The organism is Testudinibacter sp. P17/SS/0325 (genome assembly GCF_053570765.1).
On sequence record NZ_CM131635.1, the window covers coordinates 2,351,270 to 2,372,473 of the forward strand.

Annotated in this window: 17 protein-coding genes and 1 tRNA gene; 5 read left to right on the forward strand and 13 right to left on the reverse strand. The window is 47.8% G+C overall.

Annotated elements, in window-relative coordinates; translation table 11 throughout:
* Positions 1 to 51: 51 nt before the first annotated feature.
* The 5 genes from rplT to thrS all read right to left on the reverse strand — a co-directional run bounded on the left by rplT (position 52) and on the right by thrS (position 4,303).
* Positions 52 to 408, reverse strand: coding sequence for a 50S ribosomal protein L20 (gene rplT / locus ACWA50_RS11260; protein ID WP_431052585.1), 357 nt, complete (start codon positions 406 to 408; stop codon positions 52 to 54).
* Positions 409 to 448: 40 nt separating this feature from the next.
* The gene (gene rpmI, locus ACWA50_RS11265; RefSeq protein WP_034613912.1) at positions 449 to 646 is read right to left on the reverse strand and encodes a 50S ribosomal protein L35; all 198 of its coding nucleotides are present in this window, start codon (positions 644 to 646) and stop codon (positions 449 to 451) included.
* Between the two features lie 100 nt (positions 647 to 746).
* A complete protein-coding gene (gene infC / locus ACWA50_RS11270; RefSeq protein WP_449343106.1) occupies positions 747 to 1,226 on the reverse strand; it encodes a translation initiation factor IF-3 in 480 nt (159 codons plus the stop codon).
* Positions 1,227 to 1,464: 238 nt separating this feature from the next.
* Entirely contained in the window at positions 1,465 to 1,800 is a 336-nt protein-coding gene (locus tag ACWA50_RS11275) for a helix-turn-helix domain-containing protein (RefSeq protein WP_431052588.1), read from the reverse strand.
* A 571-nt stretch (positions 1,801 to 2,371) separates the two neighbouring features.
* A complete protein-coding gene (thrS, locus tag ACWA50_RS11280) occupies positions 2,372 to 4,303 on the reverse strand; it encodes a threonine--tRNA ligase (RefSeq protein ID WP_431052590.1) in 1,932 nt (643 codons plus the stop codon).
* A 265-nt stretch (positions 4,304 to 4,568) separates the two neighbouring features.
* Here thrS and ACWA50_RS11285 point away from each other — a divergent pair, with 265 nt between their 5' ends.
* Entirely contained in the window at positions 4,569 to 5,426 is an 858-nt protein-coding gene (locus ACWA50_RS11285) for a fructosamine kinase family protein (protein ID WP_431054347.1), read from the forward strand.
* On the opposite strand, the gene ACWA50_RS11290 is transcribed toward ACWA50_RS11285, so the two are convergent.
* Positions 5,423 to 6,349 (reverse strand): LysR family transcriptional regulator, encoded by a 927-nt coding sequence (locus tag ACWA50_RS11290; RefSeq protein ID WP_431052591.1) that lies wholly within the window; start codon positions 6,347 to 6,349, stop codon positions 5,423 to 5,425. The two genes, ACWA50_RS11285 and ACWA50_RS11290, sit on opposite strands and share 4 nt — an antisense overlap.
* Positions 6,350 to 6,480: 131 nt before the next feature.
* On the opposite strand from ACWA50_RS11290, the gene metE reads away from it, so the two are divergent.
* Entirely contained in the window at positions 6,481 to 8,745 is a 2,265-nt protein-coding gene (gene metE, locus ACWA50_RS11295) for a 5-methyltetrahydropteroyltriglutamate--homocysteine S-methyltransferase (protein WP_431052593.1), read from the forward strand.
* 202 nt (positions 8,746 to 8,947) lie between these two features.
* Positions 8,948 to 10,303 carry a lysine-sensitive aspartokinase 3 gene (lysC, locus tag ACWA50_RS11300; protein ID WP_431052595.1) on the forward strand — a complete coding sequence of 452 codons (1,356 nt, stop codon included), beginning with the start codon at positions 8,948 to 8,950 and terminating at the stop codon, positions 10,301 to 10,303.
* A gap of 85 nt (positions 10,304 to 10,388) precedes the next feature.
* Here the strand turns inward: lysC and ACWA50_RS11305 are convergent, their stop codons facing one another.
* Positions 10,389 to 11,405: an LLM class flavin-dependent oxidoreductase gene (locus ACWA50_RS11305; protein WP_431052597.1), complete on the reverse strand. Its 1,017-nt coding sequence runs from the start codon at positions 11,403 to 11,405 to the stop codon at positions 10,389 to 10,391.
* A gap of 164 nt (positions 11,406 to 11,569) precedes the next feature.
* On the opposite strand from ACWA50_RS11305, the gene ACWA50_RS11310 reads away from it, so the two are divergent.
* On the forward strand, positions 11,570 to 12,874 hold the full coding sequence (locus tag ACWA50_RS11310; RefSeq protein ID WP_431052599.1) for an L-cysteine desulfidase family protein: 1,305 nt from the start codon (positions 11,570 to 11,572) through the stop codon (positions 12,872 to 12,874).
* A 77-nt stretch (positions 12,875 to 12,951) separates the two neighbouring features.
* Here the strand turns inward: ACWA50_RS11310 and ACWA50_RS11315 are convergent, their stop codons facing one another.
* The 6 genes from ACWA50_RS11315 to lptF form a co-directional block, all read right to left on the reverse strand.
* Positions 12,952 to 15,807: a valine--tRNA ligase gene (locus ACWA50_RS11315; protein ID WP_431052601.1), complete on the reverse strand. Its 2,856-nt coding sequence runs from the start codon at positions 15,805 to 15,807 to the stop codon at positions 12,952 to 12,954.
* A gap of 60 nt (positions 15,808 to 15,867) precedes the next feature.
* Positions 15,868 to 16,308, reverse strand: a complete 441-nt coding sequence (locus ACWA50_RS11320) for a DNA polymerase III subunit chi (protein ID WP_431052603.1) — start codon at positions 16,306 to 16,308, stop codon at positions 15,868 to 15,870.
* Positions 16,309 to 16,516: 208 nt separating this feature from the next.
* The gene (locus tag ACWA50_RS11325) at positions 16,517 to 16,747 is read right to left on the reverse strand and encodes a hypothetical protein (RefSeq protein WP_431052605.1); all 231 of its coding nucleotides are present in this window, start codon (positions 16,745 to 16,747) and stop codon (positions 16,517 to 16,519) included.
* A 182-nt stretch (positions 16,748 to 16,929) separates the two neighbouring features.
* Positions 16,930 to 17,014: transfer RNA gene (locus ACWA50_RS11330), tRNA-Leu, on the reverse strand.
* A 194-nt stretch (positions 17,015 to 17,208) separates the two neighbouring features.
* Complete coding sequence (lptG, locus tag ACWA50_RS11335; protein WP_431052607.1) at positions 17,209 to 18,285, reverse strand: LPS export ABC transporter permease LptG; 1,077 nt, start codon at positions 18,283 to 18,285, stop codon at positions 17,209 to 17,211.
* A 2-nt stretch (positions 18,286 to 18,287) separates the two neighbouring features.
* Positions 18,288 to 19,394, reverse strand: a complete 1,107-nt coding sequence (gene lptF / locus ACWA50_RS11340) for an LPS export ABC transporter permease LptF (protein WP_431052609.1) — start codon at positions 19,392 to 19,394, stop codon at positions 18,288 to 18,290.
* Between the two features lie 175 nt (positions 19,395 to 19,569).
* Here lptF and ACWA50_RS11345 point away from each other — a divergent pair, with 175 nt between their 5' ends.
* Positions 19,570 to 21,066 (forward strand): leucyl aminopeptidase, encoded by a 1,497-nt coding sequence (locus ACWA50_RS11345; RefSeq protein ID WP_431052611.1) that lies wholly within the window; start codon positions 19,570 to 19,572, stop codon positions 21,064 to 21,066.
* Positions 21,067 to 21,204: the final 138 nt, after the last annotated feature.

A 21,204-nucleotide genomic window follows, 5' to 3' on the forward strand; every position in this document is an offset into this window, starting at 1 on the left:
AAACAAAAAGGGAGCCTTAGCTCCCTTCTCGTGTTGCGTTAACTTAATCTATTAAGCTAAAGCAGATTTTGCTTTTTCAACTAAAGCGCTGAAAGCCACTTTGTCGAACACCGCAATATCGGCAAGGATCTTACGATCGATTTCGACAGACGCTTTTTTCAAGCCGTTGATGAAACGGCTGTAAGACAATCCGTTTTGACGAGCCGCCGCGTTGATACGCGCGATCCACAATTGACGGAATTGACGTTTGCGTTGGCGACGGTCACGGTAAGCATATTGACCTGCTTTGATAACCGCTTGGAAAGCAACGCGATACACGCGTGAACGCGCACCATAATAACCTTTAGCAGCCTTAAGAACTTTCTTATGACGAGCTCTGGCAACAACACCACGTTTTACACGGGCCATAGGGATCTCCTTTGATCTATTTTAACTGGAATGAAATGAACTATGCGTACGGCAAGCAGGCTACCACTAATACTTGGTCGGCTTTCGCAACCATGGATTTGTGGCGTAAATGACGTTTACGTTTAGTCGATTTCTTGGTCAAAATATGACGCAAGTGAGATTGTTTACGCTTAAAACCGCCGGAAGCCGTTTTTTTGAAACGCTTCGCAGCACCGCGTACTGTTTTAATTTTTGGCATAATTGGATTAACTCCGCATTGTATTATTAATCAATGTAATCAGGCGAATAAAAACGCGTTTGGCTTGCGCCAACCGCACTTTATTACTTGTCGGCGCTGATTACTTCTTCTTCGGCGCAAGCACCATCACCATTTGACGGCCTTCCAGTTTTGACGGAGCGGACTCCACCACGGCGATGTCAGCCAGATCGTTTTTCACGCGTTCCAACACATCGGCACCGATTTGTTGATGGGCCATTTCACGTCCGCGGAAACGGATTGTGATTTTGGTTTTGTCCCCATCTTCCAGAAAGCGAATCAGGCTGCGTAGTTTTACCTGATAGTCGCCTTCGTCTGTACCAGGACGGAATTTAATTTCCTTAACCTGAACAACTTTTTGCTTTTTCTTTTGCTCTTTCGCCGTCTTGCTTTTTTCGTAAAGGAATTTGCCGTAGTTCATGATCCGGCATACCGGTGGTTCTGCATTCGGACTGATTTCAACCAAATCCAAAGCGGCAGCCTCTGCCATCTCTAGTGCCTGTTGAATACCGACAATCCCAGCCTGTTCACCTTCTGCATCGATCAAGCGAACTTCTTTCACCTTAATCTCGTCATTAATACGATTTGGGCGTTGCGTCTGAACTCGTTTTACCGCTTTAATAGTTTTCTTCCTCTAATGAATTTAAGACAGCCCTTACAATCACAACCTAATCATGTAACCAAAGAGCAACCGAAATAATTTACCGTCTTTTAACCTAAAGACGGCAAAAAAGTGGCGTAGATTTTAAAGAAAAATCAGGCGATATGCAAGGGAATTTTAAGGATTATATGACTTTCCGCTACCCGTTCGCTAAGCTTTCGAGAAATGCGATAAAAGCCGTTTTTTGCGGTAGTGTTAACGCTTGCCAATGGCGATCGATTCTGTCGCTATTCCAATCGGAATCTAACATACAATCCATAAAAAAATAACTGATCGGCGTGTGTAAGAAATTTGCAATACTCACTAGATGGGAAACATTAATTTTATTTGTCCCTCTTTCATAGCGTGATAATTGTTGTTGTGAAATATCCAATAATTCCGACAATTTTTCTGCCGAAAAACCGCACTCCTTCCGTTTTTGTTGAATTCGCTTTCCAATCAAACGATCAACTTCCGTTGGATCTAATTTTGCCATTTACTGCTATCCAAATTTATTTTACTCACCTATAGACTATTTTTCATGATTTTTACGCTTGAATGAACCTCATTTAGGGTGTAGAATCGATAATAATTACTCTCTTACGGACTTTTTACATATAAATTTTGCAAAATTACTATAGGATAAAAAACCTTTCATGCAAAAGATCAGGGAAATATTGATTCATTTTCTAACTATTGCACTTTACTTTTCTTATGTAATATTGTGTATTGTTTTTCCTGTTTATGCCGTTGTTAAAGATGTCGAAAATGACGAAATTATATGGGCGGTTGTTGATTTGCTGCTTTTTATTCCAATTGGAGCAATTCGCGGACTAATGTATTTTTTCACCTCCTTCATTCATGGTATATATATGTAAATCGAATCCGCTTGTCTCATGTGATTATAAAAAATACAACGTTTTTTGTGCTGTGATAAATCAAGCACTGCGTATAAAGTGCGGTGGTTATTGCCATTGGCAGGATGATGGTTGCGCTTTTATAGATGTTATCAATTCAACATAAAAAAAGGCAAGCCAAACTTGCCTTTTTCCATCGAATCAAAGAAATTATACTTCGCCCAACAATTTCAGTTCACGGCTGTGAACTTGATTTTTCAGCAGTTGGGTGAATTCATCAATGGTGAATGTGCCCAAGTCTTGCCCTTTACGGGTGCGCACCGCCACTTTACCGGCTTCGATTTCTTTGTCGCCGCAAACAAGCATATACGGCACGCGGCGTAGGGTGTGTTCGCGGATTTTGAAACCGATTTTTTCATTACGCAGATCCGATTTCACACGCAAGCCTGCTTCAGACAGGGTTTTGACCACGTTTTGCACATAATCCGCTTGCGAATCGGTGATGTTCATCACCACCGCTTGCACCGGCGCGAGCCATGACGGGAAGAAACCGGCGTATTCTTCGGTGATAATGCCGATAAAACGTTCGATTGAACCCAAAATCGCGCGGTGGATCATCACCGGCACTTTGCGCTCGTTGTCTTCCGCCACATAAGAGGCGTTCAAACGACCCGGCAAGGCGAAATCCAGTTGGATTGTGCCGCATTGCCATTCCCGATCTAAACAATCACGCAAGGCAAATTCGATTTTCGGCCCGTAGAATGCGCCTTCGCCCTCTTGAATTTCATAAGCTAAGCCGTTATGTTTCAGCGCATTTGCCAACCCTTCTTCGGCTTTGTCCCAAATCTCGTCGGAACCGATACGGCTTTCCGGACGGGTCGAGAGTTTAACCTGAATATTGGTGAAACCAAAGGTGCTGTAAATGTCGTATACCATGCGGATACACGAAGTCACTTCGCTTTCCACCTGATCTTCGGTACAGAAAATATGCGCGTCGTCTTGGGTGAAGCCGCGCACGCGCATTAAACCGTGCAACGAGCCGGACGGTTCGTTACGGTGGCAAGAACCGAATTCCGCCATACGCAACGGCAAATCGCGGTACGATTTCAAGCCCTGATTGAAAATTTGCACGTGTCCCGGGCAGTTCATCGGCTTAATCGCATATTCGCGGTTTTCCGATTGGGTGGTGAACATCAAGTCGGCGTAGTTTTGCCAGTGTCCGGTTTTTTCCCACAACACCCGATCCATCATAAACGGACCTTTCACTTCTTGATAATCGTATTGTTTCAATTTGGTACGCACGAACGTTTCCAATTCGCGGAAAATCGTCCAGCCGTCGTTGTGCCAAAATACCATGCCCGGCGCTTCTTCCTGCATATGGTACAGATCCAACGCTTTGCCGATTTTACGGTGATCGCGCTTCGCCGCTTCTTCCAAACGTTGCAAATAAGCCGCCAGTTGCTTTTTATCCGCCCATGCCGTGCCGTAAATCCGTTGCAGCATTTTGTTGTCGCTGTTGCCGCGCCAATATGCGCCTGCCACTTTTTGTAATTTGAAGTGGTGGCAGAATTTCATATTCGGAACGTGCGGCCCACGGCACATATCAATGTATTCTTCATGATGATACAACGCCGGCGTTGCGGTTTTTTCGATATTTTCGTCTAAAATCGCCAGTTTGTATTCTTCACCGCGGGCTTTAAAGGTGTCGTAGGCTTGCTGCCAACTGACCACTTTTTTCACCACGTCGTAATCGGTTTTCGCCAGTTCGAGCATGCGTTTTTCGATCGCGTCCAAATCGTCTTGATTCAAAGTGCGGTCAAGATCCACATCATAATAGAAACCGTTGTCAATCGTCGGGCCGATTGCCATTTTCACATTTGGGAACAGTTGTTTGATTGCGTGCCCCAGTAAGTGCGCGCATGAGTGGCGGATAATTTCCAAGCCGTCTTCGTCTTTGGCGGTGATGATTTCCAGGGTGCTGTCTTCGCTGATCAGATCCACCGCGTCTTTACGCACGCCGTTCACGCGCCCCGCAATAGTCGCTTTGGCAAGCCCTGCGCCGATACTTTGCGCCACCTCGAATACGGAAACAGGATTATCGAACTGACGTTGTGAGCCGTCAGGTAAAGTAATAATTGGCATAAATTTGTCCTTACAGTGGTCGCCCATACGCCAGGCGACTTGTTTAAAATGAATGGTTGTTAAAATCAGTTTATTTTTCGCACCTACTCTGTGCAAAAACCTATTCTGTGTAAAAAATAGGGCGGTAGTTTAGCAGATATGCCAAATGATTACCATCATCGACAATAACTCCGGCAAAATTGCTAATGTTTGAGCCAAATCACAGTAAAATCAAGCCATTCTGGCTAAGATAGGTTAACAGGCGACCAAAACCAAGGAGTAAATGATGTGGAAAGCAATTTCTCAGCTGTTGGCTGAACAATTCGGTTCTTACTACACGATTAAATCCAAAACGCCTGTTGCGGACGGCGAAATGCATCAGGCTTGGATTATTGATGACGGTAATATACCGGTTTTTGTCAAAGTAAATGACAAAACCTATCGCTCGATGTTCCGCACCGAAGCCGATCAATTAACGTTATTAGCCAAGAGCGGTACGGTGCGTGTGCCGCGGGTTTACGGCGTAGGTTGTGCCGAAAACGTCAGTTTTATTCTCCTAGAGTCTTTATCACTATCCCCGTTGCCAAGCAATAAAATGGCAGAGTTAGGCGCACAGTTGGCGGCGTTGCACAGCAATAGCAACAACCAAGAATACGGTTTTGATTACGACACCTGGCTTGGTCCGGTGTATCAACCCAATGCATGGTCAAAAAATTGGTCAACCTTTTTCAGTGAAAACCGAATCGGTTGGCAGTTGCAATTATGCAGAGAAAAAGGGATTGAATTCGGACGGTTTGAAGACATTATTTCCTCGGTCTGCTTCCATCTTGCCAAATATCAGCCTGTGCCCGCACTGTTGCACGGGGCGTTCTACCATAAAAATTTCGGTATTTGTGATAACGAAATCGTGCTGTTTGATCCGGCATGTTATTGGGGCGATTCGGAGTGTGATTTGGCTCTGTTTGAGCTGTTTACACCAATGCCGAGCGAATTTTATCAAGCCTACAACGGCATTAATCCGGTTGATAACGGTTATCGGCAACGTAAAAGCATTTATCAGCTTTATTACCTGCTCAATTTTAGCCACCGCTTTGGCGGCAATTATATTGAACAGGCGGCGGATCTGATTAAGTTATTGGATTAATCCAACACCGACAAGCCCGGTAAGGTGGAAAAACTTTGCGATTTGACGGTGTGATAAAAATCCTGCACAAAGGCGGTGTTGACATCACTTTCGCGCACCGCCGCATACAGCTCGCTTTGCAAGCCGTTATCGGTGATTTTGCGCGCCACCACATAACCGCGCTCCAAGTACGGTAATACCGCCCAATACGGCAGTGCTGCGATACCGCGCTTACTGGCGACCAGCTGAATAATCGCAATCGTCAGTTCGCTGGTGCGGCGTGCCGGATTGATCCCTTGCGGATAAAGCACTTTACGCAACAAATCCAACATATCGTCCGGCACGGGGTAAGTAATCAGGGTTTCGTCGGCAAAATCTTCCGCCTGCCACACCGCTTTTGCCGCAAGCGGATGATCTTTCGAACAAATCCCGACCATTTCATAACCAAATAGCGATTGGTGCACAACTCCCGCGGTCTCTTCCACTTCCGACACAATCGCCCAGTCCGCGCGGTGGGTCAGCAATAATCCGAGCGTATCGGTGTGAAAACCAGACACAATATCCAACTCGACCAAAGGCCAATTTTGGCGGAACGAATCCATCGCCGGCATTAACCAGTCAAAGCAGGTGTGGCATTCGACTGCAATCCGCAACTGCCCTGCGTCGCCCTCTTTCACCCGCACCAAATCCAACTCTGCGTCCACCACCTTCGGCAAAATATCATAGGCGAGCTTGATTAAGCGCTCCCCGGCAGCGGTGAAATGTAACGGTTGGGTTTTACGCTCAAACAGGGTGAGACCATACTGCTCTTCCAACAGTTTGATTTGATGGGAAAGTGCAGATTGGGTGAGGTAAATCCGTTTGGCGGCAAGCGACACACTGCCGGTTTCTTTCAATGCAATCAGCGTTTTTAAATGACGGAGTTCTAAAAATATCGGCTTCATTAAAATTATTCATCATCTCTGTGAAAATTATGAGTTTGCATAATATACTAAAATCCGTCATCCTGCATCTCAGATAGCCATTTAGACGGCTATTTAAGAATAAATCAGTTTAAATATCGGGAGAAACCATCATGACAACATTTCATTTAGCCGGCTTTCCGCGCGTAGGCGCAAAACGTGAATTAAAATTTGCTCAAGAACGTTATTGGCGCAAAGAGTTGGCAGAGCAAGATCTGCTCGACATCGCCAAAGCCTTGCGTGAGAAAAACTGGCGACACCAAGCCGCCGCCAACGCAGATTACGTGGCGGTAGCCGATTTTACTTTCTATGATCATATTTTGGATCTGCAAGTGGCGACCGGCGCAATTCCGGCACGTTTCGGCTTCGACAGCAGCAATTTGAGCTTAGAACAATTCTTCCAACTGGCGCGCGGCAATGCGGAACAGCACGCCATCGAAATGACAAAATGGTTCGACACCAACTATCACTACCTTGTGCCTGAATTCCATAAAAACAGCGAATTCAAAGCCAATCCGGCACACTATGTACAACAACTGCAAGAAGCACAAGCGCTAGGCTTAAAAGCCAAACCGACCATTGTCGGCCCGATCACGTTCTTATGGTTAGGCAAAGAAAAAGGCAAAGAGGCGTTTAACCGTTTGGCGTTGTTGGACAAACTCTTACCTGTTTACGAAGAAATCCTGACCGCACTGGTACAAGCCGGTGCAGAATGGATTCAAATTGATGAACCGGCTTTAACCGTCGACCTGCCGGCGGAGTGGATTGCGGCATTTAAACCGACTTATGAAAGATTGGCAAAACTGCAAGCCAAATTATTGCTTGCCACCTATTTCGGTTCAGTTGCCGAGCATGCCGATTTATTAAAAAGCTTGCCGGTTGCCGGCTTGCATGTGGATTTGGTGCGCGCACCGCAACAATTGGCGGCGTTTGAAGATTATGGCAACGTGTTGTCTGTCGGGGTGATTGACGGGCGTAATATCTGGCGTGCAAACCTCAACAAGGTGTTAGACGTGGTTGAGCCGTTAAAAGCCAAATTGGGCGAAAAGCTGTGGATCGCACCAAGCTGCTCGCTGTTACACACGCCATTTGACTTGGAAGTGGAAACCCAATTAGACAAAGATCTCTATTCATGGTTAGCCTTTAGCTTGCAAAAAATCCAAGAGTTGAATGTGATTAAACAGGCATTAAATAACGGTCGCGCCAGTGTTGAAACCGCACTTGCCGCAAGCCAAGCCGCTGCCGACGCACGCGCCGCTTCAAGCGTGATCCACCGCCCTGAAGTTGCCGCCCGTTTAGCCTCGCTGCCAGCCAATGCGGATCAACGTCAATCGCCGTTTTCCGAGCGGATTAAGTTACAACAAGCGTGGTTAAACCTACCGCTGTTGCCAACCACCAATATCGGCTCGTTCCCACAAACCACTGAAATTCGCCACGCCCGTGCCAACTTCAAAAAAGGGGCGATTTCAGCGGCGGAATACGAAGCGGCGATGAAAAAAGAGATCGCCTATGTGGTTGAACAACAAGAAAAATTGGATTTAGATGTGTTGGTGCACGGTGAAGCCGAACGTAACGACATGGTGGAATATTTCGGCGAATTGTTAGACGGTTTTGCCTTCACCAAATTCGGTTGGGTGCAAAGCTACGGCAGCCGTTGCGTGAAACCGCCGGTGATTTTCGGTGATGTGGTGCGCCCAAATCCGATGACCGTTTCATGGTCCACTTACGCCCAAAGCCTGACCCAAAAACCGATGAAAGGCATGTTGACCGGGCCGGTGACGATTTTGCAATGGTCTTTCGTGCGTAACGACATCGAACGTTCAACCGTATGTAAACAAATTGCACTGGCGTTAAACGATGAGGTATTGGATCTGGAAAAAGCCGGTATCAAAATTATCCAAATCGACGAACCGGCAATCCGTGAAGGTTTACCGTTGAAACGTGCCGACTGGAACGATTACCTCGATTGGGCGTGCGAATCATTCCGCTTGTCCTCTTTCGGTGCGCAGGATTCGACGCAAATCCATACTCATATGTGTTATTCCGAGTTCAACGATATTCTGCCGGCAATCGCAGGCATGGACGCAGACGTGATCACCATCGAAACCTCGCGTTCCGATATGGAATTGCTGACCGCCTTCGGTGATTTCAAATACCCGAACGACATCGGACCGGGCGTGTACGATATTCACAGCCCACGCGTCCCGACTGCGGCGGAGATCGAGCATTTGCTACGCAAAGCATTAGACGTCATCCCTGCCGAACGGTTGTGGGTCAATCCGGATTGCGGTTTGAAAACCCGCGCATGGCCGGAAACCAACGCCGCGTTGGAAGTGATGGTCAACGTCACCAAAAAACTGCGTGCCGAGTTAAACTAAAACACAGCAAAACCGCACTTTGAGTTTAAAATGCAAAGTGCGGTCTGAACCACAAAACCATCGCAGTGGATTGATTGCGATGGTTTTTTATTATGGCGCGTTTTAGTTGTGGATTTTTTACATAAAAATGGCAAACTACAAAAGAATAAAAACACAACACTTAACAACATTAACCTTAACTTTAACTACAGGAACTCAAACCATGTCCCATCTTTCCGTTGCTAAATTCGGTGGCACGAGTGTTGCCAACTTCCCTGCGATGAGTGCGTGCGCCAAAATCGTGATTGCTGATCCCAACACCCGTGTGGTGGTGCTTTCCGCTTCGGCTGGCGTTACCAATATTTTGGTGGCACTTGCCAACGGTTGCGAAAGCGAACAGCGCACCCAATATTTAGACGAGCTGCGCACCATTCAATACAACATCTTAGATGAATTGAAAAACAATAACGTTATCAGCGAAGAAATTGACCGCTTGCTTGCCAATGTCGCCTCACTTTCCGAAGCCGCCAGTTTGGCAACTTCGCCGGCGCTGACCGATGAATTGATCAGCCACGGGGAAATGATGTCGACCTTGATTTTTGTGGAAGTGTTGCGCGAACTGCAAACCAACGCCACTTGGATCGATGTGCGCCAGCTGGTCGCCACCAACAGCAATTACGGCAAAGCGGCACCGGATGACGCCAAAACGCAAAAAAATTGCGACAATATCTTAAAACCGCTGATTAACCGTGGCGAGCTGGTGATCACCCAAGGTTTTATCGGGCGTGATGAAAAAGGCAAAACCACCACACTCGGACGTGGCGGCAGCGATTATTCCGCGGCATTATTGGCGGAAGTCTTGGACGCCAAAGACGTCTTGATCTGGACCGACGTGCCGGGCATTTACACCACTGATCCGCGCGTTGTGCCTGCTGCACAAAAAATCGATACCATGAGCTTTGCCGAAGCGGCGGAAATGGCGACTTTCGGCGCGAAAGTATTGCACCCTGCCACCTTATTACCTGCGGTGCGCAGCAATATTCCGGTTTATGTCGGCTCAAGCAAAGATCCGGCGGCGGGCGGCACTTGGGTCACGCGCGATCCGCAACCGCGCCCGACATTCCGTGCGATTGCGCTGCGCCGTGACCAAACCTTATTAACCTTGTCCAGCCTGAGTATGCTGCACGCACAAGGCTTTTTAGCCAACGTGTTTAATATTTTGGCAAAACACAAAATTTCGGTCGATACCATCACCACCTCCGAAGTCAGCATTGCCTTGACCTTAGACAAAACCGGTTCGGCGTCTTCCGGCGCGAGTATGTTGTCCAACGAACTGCTGACCGAACTGAGCGAAGTTTGCAATGTGAAAGTGGATACCGGTTTATCGCTGGTTGCCTTGATCGGCAACGATCTGCACATTACCGCCGGCGTGGCAAAACGTTTATTCGGCACAATCGAACAGTATAACGTGCGTATGGTCAGCTATGGCGCCAGCACCAACAACATCTGCTTATTGGTACAAAGCCAACACGCCGACGACGTGGTGCGCTTACTGCACGCAGAGTTATTTGAAAAATAGTCGTCTGGAAAATCAAGCAACCGTACTTTGGCTAAAGTGCGGTCTCAGCCCTTAATTGCTACGCCGGTTAAGGGCTTTTTATCGACTAAACCGCACTTTGGTATTGTTCGGCGATTTGTTTGAATAAGCGATAAGAATCGAGCTGTTTTTGCTGATCGTAAATATAGGTGACCGCCATCATTTCATCGGCTTTGATAATACGCTGTAACTGGTGCAACTGATTGGCAACACTCGCCGGGCTGCCCAATAAGGTGCAGGCGGTCATGCTGTTCAACACCTGTTGCTCGTGGGGTTCGATTTCCCCGGCGGCAATCGCTTTAGGCGGTTGCAACGGCAAATGGGTATTGCGCACCACATTCAGGAAAAAACGCTGCTGCGACGTTGCCAATAATTCGGCTTCGGCGTCCGTTTCCGCCGCAATCACATTCAGGCACAAAATAAAATACGGTTCGGCCAACACACTGGACGGTTTGAATTGCCGACGGTAAATCGCCACCGCACTTTCCAACATTCGCGGCGCAAAATGGGCGGCAAAAACATAAGGCAAGCCCAACTCGGCGGCTAAATAGGCGCTTTCGGTGCTCGAACCCAAAATATACAGCGGAATATGCGTGCCGACTCCCGGATAGGCTTTGACAAAACCCTGTTTATCACTGTCGCCTAAATAACGTTGCAAAGTGCGCACATCATCGGGAAAAGACAGCGCGCTTTCCAGCGCAGGATTACGGCGTAGGGCTTGCGCCGTTGCCTGATCGGTTCCGGGCGCACGCCCTAATCCCAAATCAACCCGCTGCGGATACAGGGTTTCCAACGTGCCATACTGCTCCGCCACCATTAACGGACTGTGATTCGGCAACATCACCCCGCCGGAACCGATTCGCATCCGCTGTGTGTGCTGCAACAAATGGCTGATTAATATTGACGTCGCCGAGCTGACCAAACCGGGCGTGTTGTGGTGTTCCGCCACCCAATAACGGCTATAGCCTAATTGTTCGGTCTGTTGTGCCAGCCATGTCATCGCCTCAATTGCCTGGCGGTTGTCAAAACCGGCACGCACCGGCGCGAGATTCAATACCGAAACCGCAAGTCCTGTCTTGTTCATACTTAATCCTAATGCTGATTCATCACAAAAAACGATTATACACCCTTCCGCTTCAAGAGAAAAAAGCTTAAAAAATCACATTTCAGACATTCGTTTCTTTATCTTGCCGGCTAACCTGCTATGATATGCGCCGTTATTTTTCTCTTTCTCAATGGTAATGATTTATGCCGAAACTCAGCGAACTATTACAAACCCAATTAGTCGAAATCGTGCGCAATGATGTTGTGCCGGCATTAGGCTGCACCGAGCCGATTTCATTGGCACTGGCTTCAGCGGTGGCAGCGAAATATCTCGCGGCAAAGCCGGAGCGAATCGAAGCTAAGGTATCGCCTAATCTGATGAAAAACGGCTTAGGCGTTGCCGTGCCGGGTACGGGCATGGTCGGTTTGCCGATTGCGGCGGCGATTGGCGCGTTGGGCGGAGATCCCGACGGCAAATTGGAAGTGTTAAAACAGATCACCGCGGAACAAATCGCCGCGGCAAAGCAATTGTTAGCCGAGCAAAAAGTCACGGTCGGGATTAAAGATACCGAGCAAATTCTCTATTCGCAAGCCACCTTATTTCATGGTAACGATTGGGTCAAAGTCTGTATTCAAGATAATCACACCAATATTATTTCGATTGAGAAAAACGGTGAGATGATCTATCAACATGCCGGACGGCAAGCCTGTACCAGCGAAAACGAATATACGGTTTTCGAGCAACTGACCGCTCAAGATCTGTTTGATTTTGCCGTCAATGTCGAAATTGACAAAATCGCGTTTATTTTAGAAGCGGCACGGCTGAATACCGCACTTTCGCAAGAGGGCCTAAGCAAAAACTACGGTTTGCATATCGGGCGCACGCTGCAAAAACACGTCGGCAGCGGCTTGATGTCGGACGATTTATTAAGCCGGGTGATTATCCAAACCACCGCCGCCTCCGACGCGCGCATGGGCGGCGCAACCCTACCGGCGATGAGCAATTCCGGTTCGGGCAATCAAGGTATCGCCGCCACCATGCCGGTGGTGGTGGTTGCCGAGTATTTGCAAGCCGATGAAGAAAAACTGACGCGCGCCCTGTTTTTATCGCACTTAATGGCAATTTATATCCACAGCAAACTGCCGAAGCTTTCCGCACTTTGCGCCGTCACCACCGCGTCAATGGGCAGTTGCGCCGGCATTGCCTGGTTGCTGACCGGCAAATTTGAAACCGTGAGCATGGGCATTTGCAGCATGATCGGCGACATCAGCGGCATTATCTGCGACGGCGCCGCCAACAGTTGCGCGATGAAAGTCTCCACCAGCGTATCCAGCGGCTACAAATCGGTGCTAATGGCAATGGACAACACCCGCGTCACCGGCGAAGAAGGCATTGTCGAATATGATATTGACGCCACCATCAATAACCTTTGCGCCATCGCCTCACGCAGTATGCTCTACACCGATAAGCAGGTGATTGAAATCATGGTGAGTAAACCGAAAAGATAGTTTTTAGCATAAAAAGTGCGGTATAAAAAAGGGCGCATATCATGCGCCCTGATTCTTTGCTGAGCCTATTTGCCCAATTACAGCGTTTCAATACTCAAATACTGCGCTTTGAGTTTTTCCATGCCGTCTTGATACTCCGCCATTTTTGACCGTTCTTTATCGATCACCGCCGCCGGCGCTTTGGCGACAAAGCCTTCGTTTGACAGTTTATTTTCGATACGGGCGATCTCATTTTGCAAACGTTCGATTTCTTTGTTTAAACGCGCCAGTTCCGCCGCTTTATCGATGAAACCTGCCATTGGCACCAGCAACTCGCAGCCGCCGACCAGTTTCGCCACCGACAACGGTGCGGTTTCGCCTTGCGCCAACACTTGCACCGAATCCAATTTCGCCATATTTTGCAACAAAGTGCGGTTTTTGGCTAAACAAGCGGCTTCGTTCTCGTTTAAATTCCGCAGCAGCAGATCCAAGCCTTTGCCCGGCGGAATGTTTTTCTCGGCGCGGATATTGCGCACATTGACGATAATTTCTTTCAGCCACTCGATTTCATCAAGTGCGGTTTGATCGACACGTTCTGTATTATAACTTGGGAACGGTTGCAACATAATCGTATCGCCATGCACGCCGACCAAGCCTTTCGCCCGTTGCCAGATTTCCTCGGTGATAAACGGAATAATCGGGTGCGCCAAACGCAACAGACTTTCCAACACGGTTAATAAGGTGTGGCGAGTGCCGCGTTGCTGCGCTTCGCTGCCGCTGTTAAAGACCGGTTTGGTCAATTCCAGATACCAGTCACAGAACTGATTCCAGGTGAATTCATACAGAATATTCGCAGCCAAGTCAAAACGATAGCTGTCCAATGCCTGACGGAAGGCTTTCACCGTATTGTTGTATTCGGCTAAAATCCAACGATCCGCTAGGGAAAGTTCTTTTTCGCCTGCGCCAAAACCGCAATCTTTGCCTTCGGCGTTCATCAACACAAATCGGCTGGCGTTCCATAGTTTGTTACAGAAATTACGGTAACCTTCCAAGCGGTTCATATCCCAGTTAATGTCACGCCCGTTTGACGCGAGCGCACTCAAGGTGAAACGCAATGCGTCAGTGCCATGCTGATTAATGCCGTTCGGGAACGCTTTGCGCGTGGCTTTTTCGATTTTTTCCGCCAACTGCGGTTGCATCATATTGCCGGTACGTTTTTCAACTAAGGCTTCCAAATCAATGCCGTCGATCATATCCAACGGATCGATCACGTTGCCTTTCGATTTCGACATTTTTTGCCCGCTTTCGTCACGGATCAAACCGGTCACATACACGGTTTTGAACGGCACTTGCGGCTTGCCGTCTTTATCTTTGATAAAGTGCATGGTGAACATAATCATTCTGGCAACCCAGAAGAAGATAATGTCAAAGCCGGTGATCAACACATTAGTCGGGTGGAACATTTCCAAATCAGGGGTTTGTTTCGGCCAGCCTAAGGTCGAGAATGTCCACAGCCCGGAAGAGAACCATGTATCCAGCACATCATCGTCTTGGCGCAACGCAACATCGGCGGCTAAGTTGTATTTCGACCGCACTTCGGCTTCATCGCGCGCCACATACACCTTACCGCTCTCGTCGTACCACGCCGGAATACGGTGTCCCCACCATAATTGACGGGAAATGCACCAATCTTGAATATCGCGCATCCACGAGAAATACAGGTTTTCATACTGTTTCGGCACAAACCGGATTTCACCGTCTTCCACCGCTTTAATCGCCGTTTTCGCCAATGGGGCAACGCTGACATACCATTGATCGGTCAGCATTGGCTCAATCGGCACACCGCCACGGTCGCCGTAAGGCACTTTCAGATCGTGCGGTTTGATTTGATCGAGTAAACCCAGTTCTTCAAACTCGGCAACCAACTGTTTACGCGCCGCAAAACGCGCTAAGCCGCGATAGTTTTCCGGAATAAAGGCTTGGTAATCGTTGTTGGCTTTGCCGTCGCTGTTCAGCACTTCCGCTTGCTCGCGAATATCGGCGTTCAGCGTCAGCACGTTGACCATCGGCAATTGATGGCGTTTGCCTACTTCGTAGTCGTTGAAATCATGCGCCGGCGTGATTTTCACCACGCCCGTTCCAAACTCGCGATCGACATAATCGTCGGCAACAATCGGAATTTCACGATTGGCGAGCGGTAATAAGACGGTTTTGCCAATCAGCGATTGATAACGCTCGTCTTCCGGGTGCACCGCCACTGCGGTATCGCCCAACACGGTTTCAGGGCGGGTGGTGGCAACCACTAAATAATCCAAGCCGTCCGCCGTTTTCGCCCCGTTTGCCAACGGATAACGGAAGTGCCACAGGCTGCCTTTGCTCTCTTTGTTTTCCACTTCCAAATCGGAAATGGCGGTGTGCAGTTTCGGATCCCAGTTCACCAAACGCTTACCGCGATAAATCAAGCCCTCTTCATGCAAGCGCACGAACACTTCTTTCACCGCATCGGACAGCCCCTCGTCCATAGTGAAGCGCTCACGTTCCCAATCGACCGAGTTCCCGATACGGCGCATTTGTTGGCTGATCGTGCCGCCCGACTCCGCTTTCCATTGCCAAATGCGATCAATAAAGGTTTCGCGCGTAAAATCATGCCGCGTTTTGCCCTCTTCCGCTGCAATTTTGCGTTCAACCACCATCTGTGTGGCGATTCCGGCATGATCCGTCCCCGCCTGCCACAAGGTATTATCGCCCTGCATACGGTGATAACGAATCAAAGTATCCATTAATGTCTGCTGGAACGCATGCCCCATGTGCAAACTGCCGGTGACATTCGGCGGCGGAATAGCAATGCTGTAACTCGGACGGGAACGATCTTCCGACGGTTTAAAATAGCCGCGTTGCTCCCAATTTTGGTATAAACGCTGTTCGATATTTTGTGGATTATAAGTGGTTTCCATATTCTCTATCTTATTTGAAAGTGCTGACCGCACTTTATTACTTACTAAACGAATTGCTGATTAAATTTGCTGTGTCGACAATTCGAATCCCAGTTGGCGATACTGCTTATAGCGTTCGCGCGCTTGGATTTTGGCTTGTTCTTCGCTTGGCACAAAATCAATCACTTGGCTAAAACTGTTGGCAAAATCGGGAACCGCACTTTGCAGTGAAATCAGCAAATCGCGCCGTTGGCTATTGCGTTTACCGATCCAACTGATTTCAATCGGGGTGGCATAAGTGGTGATTTCGCCGGACAAATTATGCGGCACAAATTGTTCCGCATCGCGTTGCCACAAGGCTTCGTCCAGCAGTAATGCCTGCCGTTCCGTTTCACAGGCGATTAACACTCGCTTGCCGAGCCGCCATGCATCGGCCGCCAAATCGCAAGTCAACGCTTCTTGCGCGCTCAGCTCTGAATCCGCTTTTCCCGCCTGTAAAAGATAAAATTGTGCTTTTTTCACCTGCCAACCTTTTCACTTGCCAAATAACTTTTCAGCTTGAAAATAAACGTCTGATTTTAGCGAAAAACCGCTGTGAGTGAAAGGGGAAAATCAAGGTTGTTACTGACAACAGCGGCTTAGTTAGGTTTGGTATGTAGATAAAAAATTGCCGCAGTCTCAATACAGACACTGCGGCAATCCGATTCTAAAGAAAAAAAGGAAGACAATTTTAAATAACGGCTTGAATTTGCGCGAGATCGTATTCGCTCGGAATCACTTCGGTCAAATTCACTTTCGCTAAAATTCCACCCAGCTTTTTGGTGGCGCGGCATTGTGAAACAACCGCACTTCCCAAGGTGATCGAGACATATTTCGCCTTATTCAACGCAGTGCAAATTTGCTCCGCATCCGCTTCGGACAAACATTCAAACTTACGTACAGACATAGGTGCAAGCGCCATAACAACCTCCTTTAGATAATTATTTATAAAATAGAAAATAACTGGAGTTAACTATACACTATTTTTCGTTTAAATTTATAGCAAAAATTAATGCCGAATTGATTTAGATCGTGAATCTACCGGCTTTAGCACATAAAAAAGCCCCTATCTTTCGATAGGGGCTTGATGATTATATTTACCAGTGGTGCCTAGGGCCGGACTCGAACCGGCACACCCGAAGGCGGTTGATTTTGAATCAACTGCGTCTACCAATTTCGCCACCCAGGCAACGCTGATAAACATAATCGCTGTCAGTGGTGCGCATTATACGGCTATCAAGCCAAGTTGCAAGCGCAAAATTTAAAATTTGCATTCGTTCGCTTTAATTTTAGACAACTTGCTTATTTCTTATTAAACACCGCACTTTTTTGTTTACATCTCATACAGATATTCGTCTTCAAGTGCGGTTTGCCCGTCAAAAATCAGCTCGGTTTACGTTTTAATAACCACCAAGTCAGTAATAAAAACAGTAAACTTGGCAAGAGTGCGCCGATAATCGGCGGAATATTAAACACCACCGTGACACGCCCGAACGTTTCGTTAATCACATAAAACGCGAAACCAAAGACAATACCGGTCACAATGCGCGCGCCGGTGGTAACGCTGCGCAGTGGTCCGAAAATAAAAGATAATGCCAGTAACATCATCACCGCAACCGACAACGGTTGGAACAACTTGCGCCAATATAGCAATTCAAATTGTTTTGAATCCTGCCCGCTCTCTTTCAGGAACGTCGCATAATTATTCAAGCCGCTAATCGACAATGAACTGGCTTTCAGGCTGACCGACAACAGTTTATCCGGGGTAAGACTGGATTGCCAAACGTGGTTTAAATAGTTACGGTTTTGAATGCTATCGCCTTCAATCACCGTTTCGCTCAACTGGTTGAACACCCAGTTGCCATTCTGCTCGTTATAGTTTGCTTGATTTCCCTGTTGCATGACTTTCAGTCGGCGTTCATTGTCGAACTGATAGATATAAATATTATTCAGGGTGTTTTCATTGTTCACATGCTGAATATAAACGAAATTATTGCCGTCACGCGCCCAAATACCGTTTTGTACCGATAACAGCGATCCGCCGGAAATCGCTTGCGAACGCATATTACGCGCAAACTGTTCGGTTTGCGGAATCCCCCATTCGCCGAGCAGCATAATCGCCAAAATCAGCGGAACAGCGGTTTTAATCACGGATAAACCGATTTTTAACCGGGAAAAACCGGACGCTTGCATTACCACCAGTTCGCTATTGGCGGCAAGCGCGCCCAGACCGATTAACGCCCCTAACAATGCCGCCATCGGGAAAAAGGTTTCAATATCGCGCGGTATGGTGAGCAAGGTGTAATACACCGCTTGCAAACCATCATAACTGCCTTTGCCGACATCACGGAACTGTTCGACAAATTTAATAATCGCCGACAAACCGACCAACATGAACAATGTCACCAGGATTGTCGCGAAGATTGTCCGTCCGATATAACGATCCAATACACCAAACATAATCAATCCTCTACTGCCGAGTTGGGAGAAAACAGATGACGGACACGATACATAAACGCACTGTTCCAACTATTTAACATGATTGCAATGAATAAAAAGGCAAAATGCACCAACGGAATCCACACCCCAGCCTCCGCTTTGCCGCTGGTTCCCGCCGATTTGAGCGAGCTCAAGAGGAGAAAATAGATTAAATACAGCAAAAGTGCGGGCAACATTTTGGCAAACCGTCCTTGGCGCGGATTGACTTTGCTCAGGGGAACGGCAAGCAATGCCATCAACGGCACGGCAAGGACTAACGAGATCCGCCACCACAGCTCTGCCCTTGAAGCGGCCGAATCTTCGCTAAGCAGTTGATTCAGATTCAACCGCTCGATTTTATCGCTTTGCGAATCAACATTGGTAAACGTCAAATAAGCCTGATAATCGTCAAAATGGGTGATTTTAAAATCCGGCAGAATCGCACTGCCTTCATAGCGTTCGCTATTATTCAGTTTCAGGATTTGATCGCCGTTGGGCAAAGCTTCCAGATTACCGTTTTGCGCCACCAACACCGACGGTTTGATATTGCCGCGTTCGCGCATTTGAAACAGATAAATATTTTCTAAGGAGTTAGCCTCGACCTGATCGATAAACAGCACAAAATTACCGTCGTTGTTGCTGATAAATTGTCCCGGACTTAACGCCGACAGCGTCGGGTTGGCCTTTGCCTGCTCCAACATATTCACCTGCTTCTCGATTGCCCAAGGCGACAACCAAAAAGCATTATATGCCGCCAACGCAGCCGTCAACACCGACAGCAATAACGCCACGCGCATGAGAATCCGCTGTCCGACACCGCAAGCGCGCATGACGGTGATTTCACTGTCGGCATAGAGCCGCCCCAATGTCATCAAAATCGCAATAAACAAACACAGCGGCAACATCAATTGCGCCATAGTCGGCATACCCAAGCCCAACAGCGAAAAAACCAAATCCGACGGCACATTGCCATTCACCGCCGAACCCAGCACGCGCACCAATTGTTGCGCAAAGAAAATCAACAGCAAGATAAACAAAATCGCTATCTGGCTTTTGAAAATTTCTTTGGTTAAATATTTAAGTAAGATCACAAGCAACCCTTTTGGTGTTTTATCTTAAAATTCTTGCTATCTATGACAACAGAAAAGCCAATACCATAAAAATCACGACTTTTTTACTTGTTCCAATGTCATTCAGCATAATAAATCGTATAATGATACCCTTATTTTCATAACCACAACAATAAAAATATTTCCGGAGAAGCCAATGCAATTTCACCTTACCGACAACCCGATTTCCGCTCAAAACAGCGATTGTGTGATCGTTGCCGTTTACAAAAATCAACAACTTAGCCCTGCGGCACAGCAGTTGGATCAACTTAGCCACGGCTATCTTGCCGACTTGTTAGCCGATACCGAAATCGAAGGCAAAATCGGACAAACCCTGATGTTACATCATGTCAAGAATAGCCCGGCTAAACGTATCCTACTGGTTGGCTGCGGCAACGCTGACGAAAGTTTAAACGAACGCCAATATCAACAAATTATCAGCAAAGCCTTTACCGCACTTGCTGCCGGCAACATTCAAAGTGCGGTCAGCTTTTTAAATGAAGTCGAGGTCAAAAAACGCGGTATTTATTGGAAAGTGCGGTTTGCGCTGGAAACCGTGCAGCAAGCCCGTTATCAATTCGACGATTTCAAAAGCAAAAAATCCGACGCGCGCCAAGCCTTGCAAAATCTAATGTTTGCGGTGGCAAGCGATGACCTGGCGAAAGCACAGCAGGCGCTACAGCACGCCAGCGCCATTGCGCAAGGAGTGAAAGCGGCAAAAGACGTGGCAAACTGCCCGCCGAACGTTTGCAATCCGGCGTATTTAGCCAATCTTGCGCAAGAATTGGCGGCGCAATCGGATTTGGTGAAGACCGCCATTATTGATGAAGCGCAAATGGCAGCGTTAAACATGAATGCTTATTTAGCGGTATCGCGCGGCTCGCACAATCCGGCATTTATGTCGGTGATCGAATATAAAAACCACCCGAATCCGAACGCCAAGCCGATTGTGTTGATCGGCAAAGGCTTAACCTTTGACGCCGGCGGGATTTCGCTAAAACCGGCGGCGGAAATGGATGAGATGAAATACGACATGGGCGGCGCCGCCTCGGTTTACGGCGTGATGAAAGCGGTTGCCGAGCTGAAATTGCCGTTGAATATCACCGCGATTCTTGCCGGGTGTGAAAACCTGCCGGACGGCAACGCTTATCGCCCGGGCGATATTCTCACCACCATGAACGGCTTGACCGTGGAAGTGTTGAACACCGACGCCGAAGGGCGTTTAGTGTTATGCGATGCCTTAACTTATGTCGAACGTTTCGATCCGGAAGTGGTGATTGATGTCGCCACCCTGACCGGTGCTTGCGTGGTGGCATTGGGGCAACATAACAGCGGCTTGGTTTCGCCTGATGACGAATTGGCGCAACAATTGGAAAAAGCGGCGGCGCAAGCGCAAGATAAAGCATGGCGCTTGCCGTTAAGCGAAGAGTATCAAGAGCAATTGAAATCCAATTTTGCCGATCTCGCCAATATCGGCGGACGTTGGGGCGGTGCGATTACCGCGGCGGCATTCTTAGCCAACTTCACCCAAAAATACACGTGGGCGCATTTGGATATTGCCGGCACAGCATGGAAATCCGGCGCGGAAAAAGGCGCAACCGGTCGCCCGGTATCGTTGTTGGTGCAGTATCTGTTAAATAAAGCGGCAGAATAACGATCAATTTTACATCGGCTAAGAACAAAAGTGCGGTTTTTATGATCTCCCTCCGCGTGCGGAGGGAGTAGCATTTTTCACAAGAAAAATGGGGAGGGAGGGATAATGTGAAAATGCAGCATATTCATTTTTAACATT

Excerpts from the sequence above, each read along its gene's own strand:
- lptG (WP_431052607.1), bottom strand. The coding sequence starts at position 18,285 with ATGTTTGGTGTATTGGATCGTTATATCGGACGGACAATCTTCGCGACA.
- ACWA50_RS11315 (WP_431052601.1), bottom strand. The coding sequence starts at position 15,807 with ATGGAAACCACTTATAATCCACAAAATATCGAACAGCGTTTATACCAA.
- ACWA50_RS11275 (WP_431052588.1), bottom strand. The coding sequence starts at position 1,800 with ATGGCAAAATTAGATCCAACGGAAGTTGATCGTTTGATTGGAAAGCGA.
- rplT (WP_431052585.1), bottom strand. The coding sequence starts at position 408 with ATGGCCCGTGTAAAACGTGGTGTTGTTGCCAGAGCTCGTCATAAGAAA.
- thrS (WP_431052590.1), bottom strand. The coding sequence starts at position 4,303 with ATGCCAATTATTACTTTACCTGACGGCTCACAACGTCAGTTCGATAAT.
- ACWA50_RS11285 (WP_431054347.1), top strand. The coding sequence starts at position 4,569 with ATGTGGAAAGCAATTTCTCAGCTGTTGGCTGAACAATTCGGTTCTTAC.
- ACWA50_RS11290 (WP_431052591.1), bottom strand. The coding sequence starts at position 6,349 with ATGAAGCCGATATTTTTAGAACTCCGTCATTTAAAAACGCTGATTGCA.
- lysC (WP_431052595.1), top strand. The coding sequence starts at position 8,948 with ATGTCCCATCTTTCCGTTGCTAAATTCGGTGGCACGAGTGTTGCCAAC.
- ACWA50_RS11325 (WP_431052605.1), bottom strand. The coding sequence starts at position 16,747 with ATGGCGCTTGCACCTATGTCTGTACGTAAGTTTGAATGTTTGTCCGAA.
- ACWA50_RS11345 (WP_431052611.1), top strand. The coding sequence starts at position 19,570 with ATGCAATTTCACCTTACCGACAACCCGATTTCCGCTCAAAACAGCGAT.
- metE (WP_431052593.1), top strand. The coding sequence starts at position 6,481 with ATGACAACATTTCATTTAGCCGGCTTTCCGCGCGTAGGCGCAAAACGT.
- ACWA50_RS11305 (WP_431052597.1), bottom strand. The coding sequence starts at position 11,405 with ATGAACAAGACAGGACTTGCGGTTTCGGTATTGAATCTCGCGCCGGTG.
- rpmI (WP_034613912.1), bottom strand. The coding sequence starts at position 646 with ATGCCAAAAATTAAAACAGTACGCGGTGCTGCGAAGCGTTTCAAAAAA.
- ACWA50_RS11310 (WP_431052599.1), top strand. The coding sequence starts at position 11,570 with ATGCCGAAACTCAGCGAACTATTACAAACCCAATTAGTCGAAATCGTG.